General features: G+C 73.6%; 15 protein-coding genes. 10 read left to right on the top strand and 5 right to left on the bottom strand.

The genetic code is table 11. The features are described from left to right. Window positions 1–29: 29 nt before the first annotated feature. The gene (locus tag GGQ55_RS25720; RefSeq protein WP_179721725.1) at window positions 30–1,031 is read right to left on the bottom strand and encodes a hypothetical protein; all 1,002 of its coding nucleotides are present in this window, start codon (window positions 1,029–1,031) and stop codon (window positions 30–32) included. A 102-nt stretch (window positions 1,032–1,133) separates the two neighbouring features. Here GGQ55_RS25720 and GGQ55_RS25715 point away from each other — a divergent pair, with 102 nt between their 5' ends. Further along, window positions 1,134–1,727 (top strand): TetR/AcrR family transcriptional regulator, encoded by a 594-nt coding sequence (locus tag GGQ55_RS25715; RefSeq protein WP_179721723.1) that lies wholly within the window; start codon window positions 1,134–1,136, stop codon window positions 1,725–1,727. Between the two features lie 7 nt (window positions 1,728–1,734). Here the strand turns inward: GGQ55_RS25715 and GGQ55_RS25710 are convergent, their stop codons facing one another. After that, window positions 1,735–2,322 carry a TetR/AcrR family transcriptional regulator gene (locus GGQ55_RS25710; protein ID WP_179721721.1) on the bottom strand — a complete coding sequence of 196 codons (588 nt, stop codon included), beginning with the start codon at window positions 2,320–2,322 and terminating at the stop codon, window positions 1,735–1,737. Window positions 2,323–2,420: 98 nt separating this feature from the next. Between GGQ55_RS25710 and GGQ55_RS25705 the strand changes: the two genes are divergently transcribed. Beyond that, window positions 2,421–3,914, top strand: a complete 1,494-nt coding sequence (locus GGQ55_RS25705; RefSeq protein ID WP_218859447.1) for a DHA2 family efflux MFS transporter permease subunit — start codon at window positions 2,421–2,423, stop codon at window positions 3,912–3,914. Here the strand turns inward: GGQ55_RS25705 and GGQ55_RS28685 are convergent. The 3 genes from GGQ55_RS28685 to GGQ55_RS25690 are packed head-to-tail and all read right to left on the bottom strand — an operon-like array spanning window position 3,911 to window position 8,178. Then, window positions 3,911–4,594, bottom strand: coding sequence for a sirohydrochlorin chelatase (locus tag GGQ55_RS28685; RefSeq protein ID WP_366490266.1), 684 nt, complete (start codon window positions 4,592–4,594; stop codon window positions 3,911–3,913). The two genes, GGQ55_RS25705 and GGQ55_RS28685, sit on opposite strands and share 4 nt — an antisense overlap. Beyond that, complete coding sequence (locus GGQ55_RS25695) at window positions 4,591–5,352, bottom strand: SDR family oxidoreductase (RefSeq protein ID WP_179721719.1); 762 nt, start codon at window positions 5,350–5,352, stop codon at window positions 4,591–4,593. The genes GGQ55_RS28685 and GGQ55_RS25695 overlap by 4 nt, the downstream gene beginning before the upstream one ends. Before the next feature lie 6 nt (window positions 5,353–5,358). After that, window positions 5,359–8,178 carry an aconitate hydratase gene (locus tag GGQ55_RS25690; RefSeq protein ID WP_179721717.1) on the bottom strand — a complete coding sequence of 940 codons (2,820 nt, stop codon included), beginning with the start codon at window positions 8,176–8,178 and terminating at the stop codon, window positions 5,359–5,361. 169 nt (window positions 8,179–8,347) lie between these two features. Here GGQ55_RS25690 and GGQ55_RS27445 point away from each other — a divergent pair, with 169 nt between their 5' ends. The 8 genes from GGQ55_RS27445 to GGQ55_RS25650 all read left to right on the top strand — a co-directional run bounded on the left by GGQ55_RS27445 (window position 8,348) and on the right by GGQ55_RS25650 (window position 17,332). Beyond that, a complete protein-coding gene (locus GGQ55_RS27445) occupies window positions 8,348–9,322 on the top strand; it encodes a phosphatase PAP2 family protein (RefSeq protein WP_179721715.1) in 975 nt (324 codons plus the stop codon). Next, window positions 9,319–10,011 (top strand): signal peptidase I, encoded by a 693-nt coding sequence (lepB, locus tag GGQ55_RS25680; protein ID WP_179721713.1) that lies wholly within the window; start codon window positions 9,319–9,321, stop codon window positions 10,009–10,011. The genes GGQ55_RS27445 and lepB overlap by 4 nt, the downstream gene beginning before the upstream one ends. Beyond that, a complete protein-coding gene (locus tag GGQ55_RS25675; RefSeq protein WP_179721712.1) occupies window positions 10,008–10,745 on the top strand; it encodes an SIR2 family NAD-dependent protein deacylase in 738 nt (245 codons plus the stop codon). The genes lepB and GGQ55_RS25675 overlap by 4 nt, the downstream gene beginning before the upstream one ends. Window positions 10,746–10,805: 60 nt before the next feature. Then, the gene (locus GGQ55_RS25670) at window positions 10,806–12,341 is read left to right on the top strand and encodes an AMP-binding protein (RefSeq protein WP_179721711.1); all 1,536 of its coding nucleotides are present in this window, start codon (window positions 10,806–10,808) and stop codon (window positions 12,339–12,341) included. 215 nt (window positions 12,342–12,556) lie between these two features. Then, entirely contained in the window at window positions 12,557–13,777 is a 1,221-nt protein-coding gene (locus GGQ55_RS25665; protein WP_366490262.1) for a C40 family peptidase, read from the top strand. A gap of 320 nt (window positions 13,778–14,097) precedes the next feature. Continuing rightward, window positions 14,098–15,339, top strand: a complete 1,242-nt coding sequence (locus tag GGQ55_RS25660; protein WP_436277840.1) for an AAA family ATPase — start codon at window positions 14,098–14,100, stop codon at window positions 15,337–15,339. After that, a complete protein-coding gene (locus GGQ55_RS25655) occupies window positions 15,336–16,379 on the top strand; it encodes a DUF58 domain-containing protein (RefSeq protein WP_366490260.1) in 1,044 nt (347 codons plus the stop codon). The genes GGQ55_RS25660 and GGQ55_RS25655 overlap by 4 nt, the downstream gene beginning before the upstream one ends. Further along, window positions 16,376–17,332, top strand: a complete 957-nt coding sequence (locus GGQ55_RS25650) for a VWA domain-containing protein (RefSeq protein WP_179721710.1) — start codon at window positions 16,376–16,378, stop codon at window positions 17,330–17,332. Before GGQ55_RS25655 ends, GGQ55_RS25650 begins: the two co-directional genes overlap by 4 nt. Window positions 17,333–17,336: the final 4 nt, after the last annotated feature.

Below are 17,336 nucleotides of genomic sequence, written 5' to 3'. Positions count from 1 at the left end.
CTCCTCGAGGGTGGGGGTCTGCCAGCCTGTCAGGCCGGGACGGCGAGCGGCACGCTGTGCAGCGCGGGACGGCGGCGGGAGCTCAGCAGGGCGCCGGCGCCGAGCAGCACCAGCCCGGCCGCGCACCACGTCGACAGCACCAGCAGCGGCGTGCCGGCACCCGCTCCGTCGAACCAGGACACCGAGCGCAGCAGCGTGCCGGTCGCGCCGGGCGGCAGCAGCTGGCCCAGGGTGCCCCAGCCGCTGGGCAGCAGCTCCGGCGCGCTGGTCAGCCCGGACAGCGGGTTGCCCAGCAGCACGATCACCGCCGCGCCGAGCGCGAACCCGATCTCGCGGAACAGGGCGTGCAGGCCGAGCAGGACGAGCGCGGTGGCCGCCATCCCGAGCGCGACGACGCCGGTCGTCGTCCACCAGCCGCTCTGCACCGAGCCGAGCCACGTGCCCAGCACGGTCGCGGTCACCATGCCGCCGACCGTCGCCATCGCCACCGCCGCGGCGGCGCGCAGCGGGATCCGGCGGATCATCCGCGACACCAGACCGGCGGTCAGGATGCCGCCGAGCGCCAGCGGCAGGGCGGCCGCGGCCAGTCCGGCGCCCCGCGGGTCGCTCGCCGGGGTCGGGACGACGTCCTCGACCCGCACCGTGCTGCCCGAGGCGGCGCCGAGCCCGGCGGCCACCTGGCGCAGCGACTGCGCCACCACGGGGGAGGCGGCCGAGGCCACCAGCAGGTGCGGCCCGTCGGCGCCCACGACGACCGCGCCGTAGACCTCGCGGTCGGTGATCGCGGCCCGGGCGGCCTGCTCGTCGGGGAGCGTGCGGACGTCGAGGGCGCCCGGCTCGGCCGCGGCGAGCGCGGCGGCGACCTGCGCCGTGGCCGCGGGCGGACCGGCGACGGCGACCGGGAGGTCCCGGGGAGCGGTGTTGACGGCCGGCCAGGCGAAGGCGGTCAGGACGACGGTGAGCAGGACGGCGAGCACCGCCAGCAGCGGCACCAGGCGGGCGGCGTCCCGGCGGGCGGAGGGGGTGGACATGGGGGTCTCCTCGATAAAACGAATGACCGTTCGCTTACGTCGAGCAGACTCCTCCGGGTTGTACCTGCTGTCAAGAACGATCGTTCGTTTTACGATGGCGACGTGCCTCGCGTCCCCGAAGCCCACCTGGCCGCCCGCCGCGACCAGATCATCGACGCGGCGACCGCCCGGTTCGCCGCCAACGGTTTCCAGGCGACCGGGATGGCCGACGTCATCGCGGCCAGCGGGCTGTCTGCCGGCGCGGTCTACCGCTACTTCCGCAGCAAGGACGAGCTGATCGAGGCGATCGTCGACCGGGTGCTGGGTCGGGCGGCCGACCGGTTCGAGCAGCTGCTGGAGGAGGGCCACGCCCCCGATCCCGCCGAGGCCGTCGCGGCGGCGGTGGACCTGATCGTGTCCGTCGGTGAGGCGGCCCCGGTCGACACCACACGGGTCGCCGTCCAGGCGTGGGCCGAGGCGCTGCGCAACCCCGCGGTGGCCGCCGTGGCCGGGGGCGCGTACGGGACGATGCGCGGCTACTTCGTGGAGGTCGCGCGCCGGGCGCAGCAGACCGGCCGGCTGCCGGCCGACGCCGATCCGGCGCAGCTGGGCGCGGCGCTGTTCTCCTTCGTCCTCGGCTTCCTGCTGCAGCGGCTGCTGCTCGGCGACGTGGACCCGGGCGGCTACGTCGAGTCCGTGCGCCGGCTGCTGGGGTAGCGGACGGTCAGTCGCCCGCGTCCAGGACGGCGCGCAGGGCCGGCTCCAGGAGCCGTTCGATGTCGGCCCGCTGCGCCTGCGCCAACCCGGGGATCTGCAGCAGGTAGCGGGCCAGGCCGAGCCCGAACGTGCACGCCATCACCAGGGCCGCCTTGAGCTCGGCGTCCTTCCCGCCGATCTTCCCGGCGAGCCCCTGGACCAGGGAGCACATCACCTCGTCGCGCATGATCCGGTGCGCCTCGGGATGGGTGAGGAAGTTGCGGGCGAGCGCTGCGGCTGCCTCGCGGTCGGTCGTCTCCTCGAACTTGGCGAACAGGTCGTGCAGGGCGGCGGCCGGGATGTCGGCGCGCTCGGCCTCGCGGAGCTGCCCGCCGCCGTGGGCGCCCTTCATGGCCGCGGCGAAGAGGCCTTCCTTGCTGCCGAAGTACTGCATGACCAGCGCGGGGTCGACGCCCGCTCGCTGGGCGACCGCGCGGATGGTGGCCCGGTCGAAGCCCTCCTCGGCGAAGAGCCGGCGGGCGATGTGGAGGATGCACGCCTCGGTCCGACGGCGCCGTTCCTCCCGTGACGTCGGTTCGGCACTGAACGTGGACACGCGCTCACTCTACAGGTGTTGACCCAGACCGGCGGTCGCTCTACGTTCGTTGAGTCAATGACTCCACGGCTGTTGAGCCAGCCACCAAGGGGCTTGCTGTGACCACCACCGACGCCGGCCCGACGGTCGGCCCATCCCGTCTCCCCGACGGCCGCGAGGTCCGCAAGGGCCTCGCCCTCCTCGTGCTCGCCATGAGCCAGCTGATGATCGTGCTCGACGTGAGCGTCGTGAACGTGGCCCTCCCGGACATCGCCAAGGAGCTGCACGTCGCCAGCGCGAACGACCTGTCCTGGGTCGTCACCGGCTACACCCTGACCTTCGGCGGCTTCCTGCTGCTCGGTGGCAAGCTCGCCGACCGGCTGGGCCGCCGCCGGGTCTTCGTCGCCGGTGCGCTCCTGTTCGCCGTCGCCTCGCTGCTCGGCGGCCTGGCCGGCAGCCTCGGCCTGCTGATCGGGGCCCGCCTGCTGCAGGGGCTGGGCGGGGCGCTGATGGCGCCGTCGGCGCTGTCGATGCTCACCGTCGTCTTCGCCGAGGGGCGCGAGCGCAACCGCGCCCTCGGCGTCTGGGCGGCCATCTCCGCCGGCGGCGCGGCGATCGGCCTCATCCTCGGCGGTGTGCTCACCGAGTACGCGAGCTGGCGGTGGGTGCTGTTCATCAACGTCCCGGTCGCGATCCTGGCCGTGCTCGGCGCGCTGCGGATCCTGCCCGAGAGCCGCGACGCGCGGGCCCGGGGCTTCGACGTCCCCGGTGCCGTGCTGGCGACCGGCGGGCTCATCGCGCTGGTCTACGCGCTGGTCAAGGGGAACGACTACGGCTGGACGTCGGCCCGCACGCTGCTGATGCTGGGGCTGGCCGTCGTGCTGCTCGCCGCGTTCGTCGTCGTCCAGCGCCGGACGCGCGACCCGCTGGTCGACTTCCGGCTGTTCCGCTCGCGGAGCCTGCTGGGTGCCGACCTCGGCGCGCTGTTCGTCGGGGCGGGCCTGTTCGCGGTCTTCTTCTTCCTGGTCCTCTGGATGCAGCAGGTGCACGGGTACTCGCCGCTGCGCGCCGGCTTCGCGATCCTGCCGATGACCGGGTTCATCGTGGTGGGCGCCGCCATCAGCTCCCAGCTGCTCGCCCGCATCGGGGCGCGACCGCTGCTCATCGTCGGGCCGACCCTCGGTGCGGCGGGCATGCTCGCGCTCGCGTTGCGGCTGCAGCCGGACTCCTCCTACGCGAGCGTCATCCTGCCCGCGCTGTGCCTGCTGGCCCTCGGCATGGGCATGACCTTCGTGGCCCTGACCAGCTCGGCGGTCGCCGGCGTGCCGCAGGAGGACGCCGGCGTGGCCAGCGCCCTGCTGAACTCGGGGCAGCAGATCGGCGGCTCGCTGGGGCTGGCCATCCTGACGGCGGTGAGCACGGCGCGGACCGACGCGATCGCGGCCGGCCCGCCCGGGACCCCGGCGTTCGTCGACGCGCTGGTGTCGGGCTGGGCGCTCGGCTTCGTGGTGGCGGCCGGCTTCCTCGCCATGGCCGGGATCGTCAGCGGCAGCCTGGTCCGGCTGCCCCGGACCGGCCCGGTCGCGGAGCCGGAGCCGGTGCCCGCCGTCTAGTCCCGCGCCGCGTCGTAGCGGTCCAGCAGCACGGCGGCGACCCGGTCGTCGGGCAGCAGGGGAGCGGTGACCGCGTCGGCGCCCGCGGCGGCCAGCTTGTCGGCGAAGTGCCCGGGGGCGAGCAGGTACGCGGCGACCACGACCCGGGTGGCTCCGGCCGCCCGGGCTGCGGCGACCGCGTCCGGCACCGACGGGGTCGCCGCCGATCCGTAGCCGCACGTCACCGGGCCGGACCGGCCCCACTGCAGCAGGGCCGCGGTGCGCTCGACGTCGGCCACCGCCCGCGGGTCGCTCGACCCGGCGGCGGCCAGGACGACGGCGGTGCCCGCATCGGCACCGGCCTCCCGCAGCCGGTCGGCCAGCACCTCGACCAGCCGCTCGTCGGGGCCGAGCGGCCGCGCCGCGACCGCTCCCGGGTGCGCCGCCACGGCACCGGCGATGTCGACGTGCACGTGGTAGCCGCCGGACAGCAGCAGCGGGACGACGACGGCCGCCCGTCCCTCGGCGGCCAGCGAGGCGACGACGTCGACGACGGTCGGCGGCTGCACGTCGACGAAGGCCGCGGTGGTGACCAGGCCGGGTCGCAGCCGGCGGGCGGCCAGCGCCAGCTCGGCGATCAGCCGGCGGCCGGTGGGGTTGCGGGTGCCGTGCGCGCAGGCGACGAGCACCGGCTCCTTCACGGAGACCGGAGCCGCCCGCCGTCGACGGCGACCACGGTCCCGGTCACGTAGGACGCGGCGGGGGAGAGCAGGAACGCCGCCACCCTGCCGAACTCCTCGGGCTCGCCGACCCGGCGCAGCGGGATGCCGGCCTCGGTGGCCTGGCGGGCGGCGTCCGGATCGCCGGACGTGTCCCACAGCGACGTCATCCGGTCGGTGGCGATCGAGCCCGGCATCAGCCCGAACACGCGGACGCCCTTGGGCCCCAGGTCGTCGGCCAGCGACTTGATCGTCATCGCCAGCCCCGGCCGCAGGGCGTTGGAGATGGCCAGGCCGCGCAGCGGCTCGCGGACCGACGTGGAGAGGACGAAGCCGATCGCGGCGCCCTCGGCCAGGTGCGGCACCAGCGCCCGGACCAGCCACACCGGCCCGAGGACGACGCTGTCGTAGGCCCGCCGCCACTGCTCCGGCGTCGTCTCGAAGATCTCCCCGGGGGCCGGCCCGCCCACCGAGATCAGCGCGCCGTCGAGGCGACCGAGCCGCTCGGCGGCATCGGCGGCCAGCTGCTGCACGGCGTCGCCGTCGGCGAGGTCGGCCGTCGTCCCGAACGCCTTCGGCTCACCGCCGAGGTCGGCGACGGCCTGCTGCACCGAGTCGGCACCGCGCGAGCTGAGCAGCACGCGCGCGCCGTCGTCGACGAGGGCCCGGGCGGTCGCGAAGCCCAGCCCCCGGCTCGCGCCGGTGAGCAGGTAGCCGCGACCGCCCAGCCCCAGGTCCATGCGGGCTCAGCCCTGCCGCAGCGAGCGCAGGACGTACTGCATGATCCCGCCGTTGCGGTAGTAGTTCGCCTCACCGGGGGTGTCGATCCGGACCCGGGCGTCGAACTCCACATCGCCGGCCGTGACCTTGACCGTGCGGGGGGTGGAGCCGTCGTTGAGCGCGGTGATCCCGGTGATCGAGAACTCCTCGTCGCCGGTCAGGCCGAGCGACTCGCGGTTCTGGCCCTCGGGGAACTGCAGCGGCAGCACGCCCATGCCGATCAGGTTCGACCGGTGGATGCGCTCGTAGCTCTCGGCGATGACCGCCTTGACGCCGAGCAGCGCCGTCCCCTTGGCCGCCCAGTCGCGCGACGAACCCGAGCCGTACTCCTTGCCGGCCAGCACGACCAGCGGGATCCCGGCCTCCTGGTAGGCCTGCGAGGCCTCGAAGATCGTCGTCGTCTCGCCGGTGAGGTGGTTCTTGGTGACGCCGCCCTCGGTGCCGGGCACCAGCTGGTTGCGCAGCCGGATGTTGGCGAACGTGCCGCGGATCATGACCTCGTGGTTCCCGCGCCGGGAGCCGTAGGAGTTGAAGTCGCGGCGGTCGACGCCGTGCTCGCGCAGGTACTGCCCGGCCGGGCTGTCGGCCTTGATCGAGCCGGCCGGCGAGATGTGGTCGGTGGTCACCGAGTCGCCGAGCACCGCGAGGGTGCGCGCACCGGAGATGTCCTCGACCGGCGCCGGCTGGTCGGCCATGCCCTCGAAGTACGGGGGCTTGCGCACGTAGGTGCTCTGCGCGTCCCACTCGAAGGTGTCGCCGGTCGGCGTGGGCAGGTTCTGCCACTGCTCGGTGCCGGCGAAGACGTCGGCGTAGTCCTCGGCGAACATCTCCGCGGTGACGGCCTCGTCGATGACCGACTGCACCTCGTGCGGGGAGGGCCAGATGTCGTGCAGGAACACGTCCTGCCCGTCCTTGCCCTTGCCCAGCGGCTCGGTGGTGATGTCGACGTCCATCGACCCGGCCAGCGCGTAGGCGATCACCAGCGGCGGGCTGGCCAGGTAGTTCATCTTGACGTCGGGGTTGATCCGGCCCTCGAAGTTGCGGTTGCCGGAGAGCACCGAGACGACGGCCAGGTCGGCCTCGTTGACCGCGGCCGACACCGGCTCGGGCAGCGGGCCGGAGTTGCCGATGCAGGTGGTGCAGCCGTAGCCGACCAGGTAGAAGCCGAGCTTCTCCAGGTACGGGGTGAGGTTGGCCTTCTCGTAGTAGTCCATGACGACCTTGGACCCGGGGGCCAGCGTCGTCTTCACCCACGGCTTGGTCGACAGCCCCAGCTCGACGGCCTTCTTGGCCAGCAGCGCGGCACCGATCATCACCTGCGGGTTCGAGGTGTTGGTGCAGGAGGTGATCGCGGCGATCACGACGTGACCGTGGTCGACGAAGGTCTCGGTGCCGTCCTCGAGCACGACCTTGGTCGGCGTGGAGGCGCGGTCGGCCGAGGCGGCCGGGACGATGGCGTGCGGCTTGCCGGCCTCGCCGTTGCCGTGGGCGAACGGGCTGGCCGGGTCGGAGGCCGGGAAGGTCTCCTCGACCGCCTCGTCGGCCGCGGAGCGCGCGTCGGCGGCGTCGTCGGGGTCGCTGTCGGCGTTCCCGGCGTACGTCGGCAGCGCCTCGCGGAAGGACGCCTTGGCGTCGGAGAGCGCGACGCGGTCCTGCGGGCGCTTCGGGCCGGCGATCGAGGGGACGACGGTGGCCAGGTCGAGCTCGAGGTACTCGGAGAACGCCGGCTCGCGCGATGCGTCGTGCCAGAGGCCCTGCTCCTTGGCGTAGGACTCGACCAGCGCCACCTGCTCGGCCGAACGGCCGGTCAGCTTCAGGTAGCTGATCGTCTCCTCGTCGATGGGGAACATCGCCGCGGTCGAGCCGAACTCCGGGCTCATGTTGCCGATCGTGGCGCGGTTGGCCAGCGGCACCGCGGAGACGCCCTCGCCGTAGAACTCGACGAACTTCCCGACCACGCCGTGCTGGCGCAGCATCTCGGTGATCGTGAGCACCAGGTCGGTGGCGGTCGAGCCCTCGGGCAGCTCGCCGGTCAGCTTGAAGCCGACGACCCGCGGGATGAGCATCGACACCGGCTGGCCGAGCATCGCGGCCTCCGCCTCGATGCCGCCGACACCCCAGCCCAGGACGCCGAGGCCGTTGACCATCGTGGTGTGGGAGTCGGTGCCCACGCAGGTGTCCGGGTAGGCGACGACGCGGTCGCCGTCCTGGCGGGGGAAGACGACGCGGGCCAGGTGCTCGATGTTGACCTGGTGGACGATGCCGGTGCCCGGCGGGACGACCTTGAAGTCGTCGAAGGCACCCTGGCCCCACCGCAGGAACTGGTAGCGCTCGCCGTTGCGCTCGTACTCGATCTCGACGTTGCGCTCGAACGACTCCGGCGTGCCGAAGACGTCGGCGATGACGGAGTGGTCGATGACCAGCTCGGCCGGCGCCAGCGGGTTGATCTTCTGCGCGTCGCCGCCGAGCTCGGCCATGGCCTCGCGCATGGTGGCGAGGTCGACGATGCAGGGCACGCCGGTGAAGTCCTGCATGACCACGCGTGCCGGGGTGAACTGGATCTCCTGGTCCGGCTCCGCGTTCGGGTCCCAGTTCGCCAGCGCCCGGATGTGGTCGGCGGTGATGTCCTCGCCGTCCTCGGTGCGCAGCAGGTTCTCCAGGAGCACCTTCAGGCTGAAGGGCAGCTTGTCGGAGCCCTCCACCGCGTCGAGCCGGTAGATGTCGTAGTCGGTGCCCTCGACGCGCAGCGTCGCCTTCGCACCGAAGCTGTCCTTGCTGGCTGCCACTGTGTGCGCCTCACCCTCGTGGTCTCTCCCGCTTGTTGCCACCCTGGATCATCCCAGTCCACCCTGCAGGGCGTAGCCCGGGGCCGTGGGTGGGTCACCCGTGAGCTGCGACACCCGGGGCGCAGCAGTTCCCCCCGGGACGCCCGCCGTTCACCTAACGTGCCCCGCCGTGACCTCGGTGGACTCCCCGGCAGTCCCCGCGGCGCTCGCGCCACCCGCCGCGGAGGTCCGGCCCGACCGCCGCCGGCTGCTCCGCGTCGCGCTGTGGGCCGTCCTCGCCGCGGCCTTCGCCGCCACCTGCGTGGAGGACGGCCTGCCGACCGACCGCATCGTGCTGCTGGGCTGGGTGCTCGCCGGCCTGGTCGTGCACGCGCTCAGCGCCGGGTGGCGCCGGCTGGTGCGGCTGGTGGTCGACTGGTTCCCCCTGGCCGCCGCGCTGCTCGCCTACGACCAGACGCGGGGCCTGGCCGACGGCTTCGGCTTCCCCGTGCACGTCACCGAGCCGGCGGCGGTCGACCGGTGGCTCGGCGGGGGAGTGCTGCCGACGGTCTGGCTGCAGCAGCACCTGACCGCCGAGTGGTGGCAGGCCCTGGCCGCGCTCGTCTACGGCAGCCACTTCGTGGTGACGCCCCTCGTGCTCGGCATCCTCTGGGTGCGCGACCGGCAGCGCTGGGCCCGCTACGCGCGGCTGGTCGTCGCCCTCTCCGTCGCGGGGCTGGTCACCTACGTGCTCTACCCGGCCGCGCCGCCGTGGCTGGCGGCGAAGGAGCACGTGATCGAGCCGGTGCACCGGCTGTCGGGCAGCGGCTGGCAGGTGCTCGGGCTGCCGCGCGCCCGGGCCCTGCTCGAGCACGGGCAGGGGCAGGTCAACCAGGTGGCGGCGGTGCCGTCGCTGCACACCGCGTTCGCCGTCCTCGTCGTCCTGGTCCTGCTGCCCTTCACCCGCCGGGTCTGGCTGCGGGCGGCGCTGGTGAGCTACGCGGTGCTCATGCCGCTGGTGCTGGTCTGGGCCGGGGAGCACTACGTGGTCGACACGCTGCTCGGGGCGCTCTACGCCCTCGCGGTCGTCCTGCTCGTGCCGCGGGCGGAGCGCGCGGTGCGCCGGCTGGTCCGGCGCCGGCGCGCACCCGCGGTGGCTGCGTGACGGAGGAGCCGCAGCGGCGGCGCCGCTCCTGGCTGCGCGAGCTGCCGATCCTGCTGGTCGTGGCGCTGGTGCTCGCCGTCGGCGTGAAGACCTTCCTGGTGCAGGCGTTCTTCATCCCGTCGGGCTCCATGGAGAAGACGCTGCACGGCTGCCCGGGGTGCACCGGCGACCGCGTGCTGGTGACCAAGCCGCCGTACTGGTTCGCCGACCCGCAGCCGGGGGACGTCGTCGTCTTCCAGGGACCGGACACCTGGGAGCCGGAGGCCGCCTCGGAGCAGCCGTCGAACTGGTTCTCCGGTGCGCTGCTCGCGGCCGGGCGGGCGATCGGGGTCGCGCCGCCGGCGGGGGACGACTTCGTCAAGCGGGTGGTCGCCGTCGGCGGGCAGACCGTGCAGTGCTGCGACGTGCAGGGGCGGGTCACCGTCGACGCGAAGCCGCTCGACGAGCCCTACATCTACGAGAACACGCCGATCGACAGGCGGGCGTTCGGGCCGGTGACCGTGCCGCAGGGACGGTTGTTCGTGATGGGCGACCACCGCTCGATCTCGGCCGACTCCACCCAGCACCTCCGGGACAGGTACGGCGGGACCATCGCCGTGGACGACGTGATCGGCAAGGTGTCGATGATCGTCTGGCCGCTGAGCCGGTTCGGCGGCGTCGACGACCCCGACCCGCAGGGAGGACCGTGACACCGCCCGACTGGCTCGCCGCCGCCCGGCAGGTCACCGTGCTGACCGGTGCCGGCATCTCCACCGAGAGCGGGATCCCCGATTTCCGGGGACCGCAGGGTGTCTGGACCCGCGACCCGGAGGCCGAGAAGCTCTCGACGCTGCAGTACTACGTCGGCGACCCCGACATCCGCCGCCGGGCGTGGCAGGAACGCCTGCGCCACCCCGCGTGGACCGCCGAGCCCAACGCCGGGCACGCGGCGCTGGTCGACCTGGAGCGGCAGGGCCGGCTGCGCGCGCTGGTCACGCAGAACATCGACGGGCTGCACCAGAAGGCCGGCTCCTCGCCGGCCGTGGTGATCGAGGTGCACGGCACGGTGCACGAGGTGACCTGCCTGTCCTGCGGCGACCGGACGCCGATGCGCACCGCCCTGGACCGGGTCGAGGCCGGCGAGCGCGACCCGGCCTGCCTCCTCTGCGGCGGCATCCTCAAGTCGGCCACGATCAGCTTCGGCCAGATGCTCGACCCCGACGTGATCGACGCCGCCGCGCGGGCCGCCGCCGACTGCGACGTCTTCGTGGCGGTCGGCACCTCGCTGACCGTGCACCCGGCGGCCGGGCTCACCGACGTCGCCGCGGCGCACGGCGCGCGGATCGTCGTCGTGAACGCCCAGCCCACCCCGTACGACGAGCTGGCCGACCTCGTCGTCCGCGAGCCGATCGGCACGGTGCTGCCGGAGCTGCTCGCGCGTTAACGTGACGGCGACCACGTCGTCGCGGCCGGTCGAGCCGGCCTGAGCACCCCGGAGCCGGACATGCGCGTGCCCCTGACCGCCCGTGACTTCCTCGACCGGGCCGAGCTGGTCTACGGCGACCGGGTGGGCGTCGTCGATGAGCCCGACCAGCCGGCTCCGTCGCTGGGCGAGGTGACCTACCGCGAGCTCGCCCGCCGCGGCCGCGCGTTCCAGGCCGGGCTCGACGCGCTCGGCATCGGCGAGGGGGAGCGGGTGGCGATCGTCAGCCACAACTCCGCCCGGCTGCTCGAGCTGCTGCTGTCCGTGCCGTCGTCGGGGCGCGTGCTCGTGCCGATCAACTTCCGGCTCTCGCCGGAGGAGGTCCGCTACATCGTCGGGCACTCCGGGGCGCGCGTGATGCTCGTCGACCCGGAGCTGGAGGAGTCGCTCAAGGGGGTCGACGCCGAGCACAAGTTCGGCACGGGGGAGGAGTACGAGCAGTTCCTCCGCTTCGACACCGAGCCGCGGCCGTGGGCCGAGCCGGACGAGGACGCCACGGCCACGATCAACTACACCAGCGGGACGACGGCCCGGCCCAAGGGCGTGCAGATGACCCACCGCAACATCTGGGTCAACGCGGTCACCTTCGGCATGCACATGCAGGTCAGCGACCGCGACGTCTACCTGCACACGCTGCCCATGTTCCACTGCAACGGCTGGGGCATGCCGTACACGACCGCCGGACTCGGCGCGAAGCAGGTGGTGATCCGCAAGATCGACGGCGCGGAGATCCTGCGCCGCGTCGAGCGGCACGGCGTCACGCTGATGTGCGGCGCGCCGGCGGTGTGGAACGCCGTCCTCGAGGCCGCGCAGCACTGGGACGGCGAGATCCCCGGCCGCGACCGGGTGCGGATCGTCGTCGCCGGCGCCCCGCCGCCGTCGAAGACGATCGCCCGCGTGGAGGCCGAGCTCGGCTGGCAGTTCAACCAGATCTACGGCCTCACCGAGACCGCGCCGCTGCTCACCATCAACCGGCCGCGCGAGGAGTTCGACGCCCTCGAGCCGGAGGAGCGGGCCAAGAAGCTCTCCCGCGCCGGGGTGCCGGCGCTGGGCATCCGGCTGCAGACCAGCGAATCCGGGGAGGTGCTGGCGCAGGGCAACGTCGTCCTGGCCGGGTACTGGGAGAACCCCGACGCGTCGGCCGAGGCGCTCGACGGCGGCTGGTTCCACACCGGGGACGGCGGCTCGATCGACGACGGCGGCTACCTCACGATCTCCGACCGCAAGAAGGACGTGATCATCACCGGCGGCGAGAACGTCTCGTCCATCGAGGTGGAGGACGTCGTCTTCAGCCACCCGGCCGTCGCGGAGGTCGCCGTCATCGGCATCCCCGACGACAAGTGGGGTGAGCTGGTGACCGCCCTGGTCGTGAAGGCCGAGGGCGCCGACGCCACCGAGGACGAGATCATCGCCCACTGCCGCGGCAAGATCGCCGGCTACAAGATCCCCAAGCGGGTCGAGTTCCGCGACGCCATCCCGCGCACCGCCACCGGCAAGATCCAGAAGTTCAAGCTCCGCGAGTCCTTCTGGTCGGCCTCGGAGCGCCAGGTCAACTGACAGCAGTGTGAGTCTGCGGCGGGTTTTCCGGCTGGAACCCGCCACAGACGCACGTCGCTCCCCGAGGACTGCGTCACCCCTCCGGGTGAGGGGCGCGGCGGCCCGCTGTCCACCTCCCGCCGTCCTGTCGATCAAGGACCTGGGCGTGTATCCGCACGTCAGGTCGTTGATCGGAGGTCGGTTCAGTGCGTGCGCGCAGAGTTACTGGGCGCTCGGTGGGGACGGCGCTCGGCGTCATCGTCACCGCTGCTCTCACCCTGGGCGTGCTCGCCGGACCGGCGAACGCGGCACCGAAGCGACCGTCGGACACCCAGGTCCAGCAGGCGAAGGCGGCCGCCGACGCGGCCACTGCGCAGATCAACGCGCTGTCCGGCCAGCTGGCCGAGGCCCAGGCCGGCGTGGACAAGGCGCAGGCCGAGGCCGCGATCGCGCTCGACGACTACCAGGCCAAGCAGGCGCAGTTCCAGGCCGCGCAGACCGCCGCCGACCAGGCCGCGGCCGCCGCCGCGCAGGCCGCCGCTGACCTGCAGACCTCGCACGACCAGCTGGTCGCCTTCGCCCGCCGCAGCTTCATCACGCACAGCACCTACGCGGGCGCCGAGGTGCTGATCACCTCGGCCGGCCCGGCGGAGCTGATCGAGCGGGCCGCGCTGCTCGACGCCGCCGGCGCGCACCGCACCGACCAGGTCGCCGAGTTCACCGCGGCCCGGCAGCAGGCCGACCAAGCCGACGCCGCCGCGCAGGTCACCCTGACCCAGGCCGGCCAGCTCCAGCAGCAGGCGGCCGACGCGCTGACCGTCGCGCAGAACTCCGAGCGCGCCGCGCGCCAGCAGGCCACGGAGGTCCAGGCCCAGCAGGTCGCGCTGCAGCAGCAGCTCGACCAGGCGCAGGCGCAGCTGGTCCAGCTCGTCGGGGAGCAGCAGGCCGCCGACCGCCTCGCCGCGCAGCAGAGGGCCGCCGCGCCGCGACCGACGTCGAGCTCCACCTCCGACCCCGTCGTCCGCACCGAGGCCGGCCCCGGTAACGCCTCGGCCGCGCAGGCCGCGATCGACGCGGCGATGACCCAGCTCGGCGTCAGCTACTCCTGGGGCGGTGGCGGCACGAACGGGCCGGGCTACGGCATCGACCTCGACCTCAACGTGGTCGGGTTCGACTGCAGCGGGCTGACCCAGTACGCCTACGCGCAGGCCGGCATCGCGATCCCGCGCAACAGCCGCGCGCAGTTCACCGCCCTGGCCAAGGTGGCCAAGGCCGACCTGCAGCCCGGGGACCTGGTCTTCTGGGCCAACGACCCGGCCGACCCGAGCACGATCCACCACGTCGCCATCTACCTGGGTGGCGGCAAGGTGATCCAGGCGCCGGAGAGCGGCGACGTCGTGAAGGTGTCGACCATGTGGTGGAGCGGCTACGCCGGCGCGGTGCGGCCTTCCGCGTGACGACAGCCCCGGGAGCATCGCAGCGAGGAACGAGCGAGGAGCGGACCGGGGCGCGGAGTCGCGCCAAGGACACGGCGTGAGCGACCTGAAAACGTAAGGGCGTCGGGCAGCCACGGGGGGAGCTGCCCGACGCAGGAAACAGGCTAGCAGTGATGGTGGCCGCAAGGCAGGGCCCATGGTGCGTGTCGTGAGATCACCGTGTCGGGCCCGGTCGACACAGCCCTCGCCCAGGAAGCTGTAGGACACTGGCCGTGACGGGCATGCGCCCCGTCGGCGGCCTTCCGCTGCGGAGGGCCGGACCGGCACGACCAGGGAGCCACGTGACCAGCGCCGCCAGCACCCCGCTCGAGACCCCCTCCGGCAGCCCCGCGCCGGTTCCGCCCTCGACCGACGCCGCCCGGCTCGAGCGGGTGCTGTTCGAGATCAAGCGGGTCATCGTCGGGCAGGACCGGCTGGTCGAGCGGATGCTGGTCGCGCTGCTGGCCAGGGGGCACGTGCTCCTCGAGGGCGTTCCCGGCGTGGCGAAGACCCTCGCGGTCGAGACGCTCGCGACGGTGGTCGGCGGCAAGTTCGCCCGCCTGCAGTTCACCCCCGACCTGGTGCCGGCCGACATCATCGGCACCCGCATCTACAAGGCCGGGCAGGACACCTTCGACACCGAGCTGGGCCCGGTGTTCGCCAACTTCGTCCTCACCGACGAGATCAACCGCGCGCCGGCCAAGGTGCAGTCGGCGCTGCTGGAGGTCATGGCCGAGCGGCAGGTGTCGATCGGCGGCGTGACCCACCCGCTGCCCGACCCGTTCCTGGTGCTGGCCACGCAGAACCCGATCGAGTCCGAGGGCGTCTACCCGCTGCCCGAGGCCCAGCGCGACCGGTTCCTCATGAAGGTCCTCGTCGACTACCCCAGCCCCGAGGAGGAGCGGGAGATCATCTACCGGATGGGCTCCGAGCCGCCGGTGGCCGAGACGGTCCTCTCGCCCGACGAGCTGCTCCGCATGCAGCACACGGCGGCGCACGTGTTCGTGCACCACGCGCTGGTCGACTACGTCGTCCGGCTGGTGGTCGCTACCCGCTCACCGCGCCAGCACGGCATGGACGACGTCGCGACGTGGGTCTCCTACGGCGCGAGCCCCCGCGCGTCGCTCGGCCTAATCGCCGCCGCGCGGGCGCTGGCCCTCATCCGCGGGCGGGACTACGTGCTGCCCCAGGACGTCCTCGACGTCACCGCCGACGTGCTGCGGCACCGGCTGGTGCTCTCCTACGACGCCCTCGCCGACGGCGTGCCGGCCGACCACATCGTCAAGCGGATCGTGCAGACCGTGCCGCTGCCCCAGGTGGCGCCGCGGCAGCGCGCCGGCGGCTACGGCCCGAGCCAGCCGGGCGGCCCGCACGTGCCGCAGGCGCCGGTGTTCGGCGTGCCGACGGCCGGTCCGATGCAGTTCGGCCCGCCGCAGGGCCCGCACCAGGGTCCGCCGCAGGGTCCGCCGCAGGGCCCGCCGCCCAACGGCGCGCCGCAGGTCCCCGGCGGCAACGGCTACGCGCAGGGTCCGCAGCCGGCGTGAGTCCCCGGTTCCGGCGCTCGTCGCCCGCGCCGGCCGAGGCCGACGGCCCGGCGCACGCGGGGTTGCTGCTGCACGCCACGGCCGGCACCCCCGGCTCGGGCATCGACCCGGGGCAGGGGGACGGCGCGCCGCCGCGGTTCACCGACGGGCCGGCCGACGTGCTGCTGCGCCGGCTGGAGCTGACCGTCCGCCGCAGGCTCGACGGGCTGCTGCAGGGCGACCACCTCGGGCTGGTGCCCGGCTCGGGCACCGAGGCCGGAGACTCGCGCACCTACCACCCGGGGGACGACGTCCGGCGCATGGACTGGCCGGTCACCGCGCGCACCCAGGTCCCGCACGTGCGGGAGACGATCGCCGACCGCGAGCTGGAGACGTGGGCGGTGGTCGACCTGTCGGCCAGCCTCGACTTCGGGACGGCGAACTGCCAGAAGCGCGACCTGGTGATCGCCGGCCTGGCCGCGGTGAGCCACCTGACCGTGCACGGCGGGAACCGGCTCGGCGCGGTGGTCACGACCGGTGAGCGGGTCGACCGCTATCCGGCGATGTCGGGCCGGGTGTCCGCCGAGCGGCTGCTGCGCTCCGTCGTCGCCACCCCGCGCGCTACGGGAGGCCGCCGGGGTGACCTCGCCGCGGCGCTCGAGACGCTGCGCCGTCCCTACCGCCGGCGCGGGTTGGTCGTCGTCCTGTCCGACTTCCTGGGCGACGCGGACTGGGAGCGCCCGCTGCGCGGCCTGGCCGCCCGGCACGAGCTGCTGGCCATCGAGGTCGTCGACCCGAGGGAGCTGGAGCTGCCCGACGTGGGCGACCTGACCGTGGTCGATCCCGAGACCGGCCAGACGCTCGAGGTGCCGACGGGCAACGCCGAGTTCCGCGCCCGGTTCGCCGCCGGCGCGGCCGCCCAGCGCGAGCAGGTCGCCGCCGCAATGCGCCGGGCGGGCGCCGGCCACCTGCGACTGCGCACCGACCGCGACTGGCTGATGGACGTCGTCCGCTTCGTCGCAGACCGCCGGCGTGCCGGCACCGGAGGGGCTTCCCGATGAGCTTCCAGTCACCGCTGTGGCTGCTCCTGCTGCTGGCGGTCGCCGCGCTGGTGGCGCTCTACGTCGTCCTGCAGCTGCGCCGCAAGCGCTACGCGGCGCGGTTCACCAACGTCGCCCTGCTCGGCTCGCTGGTGCCCAAGCGCCCGGGCTGGCGGCGGCACGTCGCGTTCGGGCTGGTCGCCTTCGGGCTGGTCGCGCTGGTCGTCTCCCTCGCCGTGCCGAGCGCCGAGGTGCGGGTGCCGCGCGAGAGGGCGACGGTGATCATGGCCGTGGACGTGTCGCTGTCGATGAAGGCCACCGACATCGACCCGACCCGGTTCAAGGCGATGCAGACCGCGGCCAAGCAGTTCGTCGACGTGCTGCCGGCGCGGATCAACCTGGGGCTGGTGTCCTTCGCCGGGACGGCCACCACGCTCGTGCCGCCGACCACCGACCGCGCGCAGGTGCGCACCGCCATCGACCACCTGCAGCTGGCCGAGGCGACCGCGATCGGCGAGGCGGTGTTCACCTCGCTCTCGGCGATCCAGAACTTCCAGGACAGCCTGGACACCCCGAGCGAGGACCTCCCGCCGGCGCGGATCGTGCTGCTCTCCGACGGCTACAACACGGTCGGCCGCGACGACACCCAGGCGATCGACGCGGCGACCGCGGCCAAGGTGCCGGTGTCGACGATCGCGTTCGGCACCGACTACGGCACCCTCGACCTCAACGGCGAGACGGTGCCGGTGCCGGTGGACCGCGCCACGCTGAAGAAGATCGCCGACGACACCGGCGGCAGCTACAGCCAGGCCGCCAGCGCCGCCGAGCTGGAGAAGGTCTACGCCGACCTGGGCAGCCAGATCGGGTACACGACCGAGCCGCACGACATCAGCCCGTGGTTCGTGCGGACCGGCGTCTTCCTGGCCTTCGTCGGCGCCGTCCTCAGCCTGCTCTGGACCCAGAGACTCCTGTAGGCGC

This window comes from Petropleomorpha daqingensis, from assembly GCF_013408985.1.
In the GTDB taxonomy this organism is placed as follows: Bacteria; Actinomycetota; Actinomycetes; order Mycobacteriales; family Geodermatophilaceae; genus Petropleomorpha; species Petropleomorpha daqingensis.
This window is presented reverse-complemented; position numbering and strand designations above follow the sequence as displayed.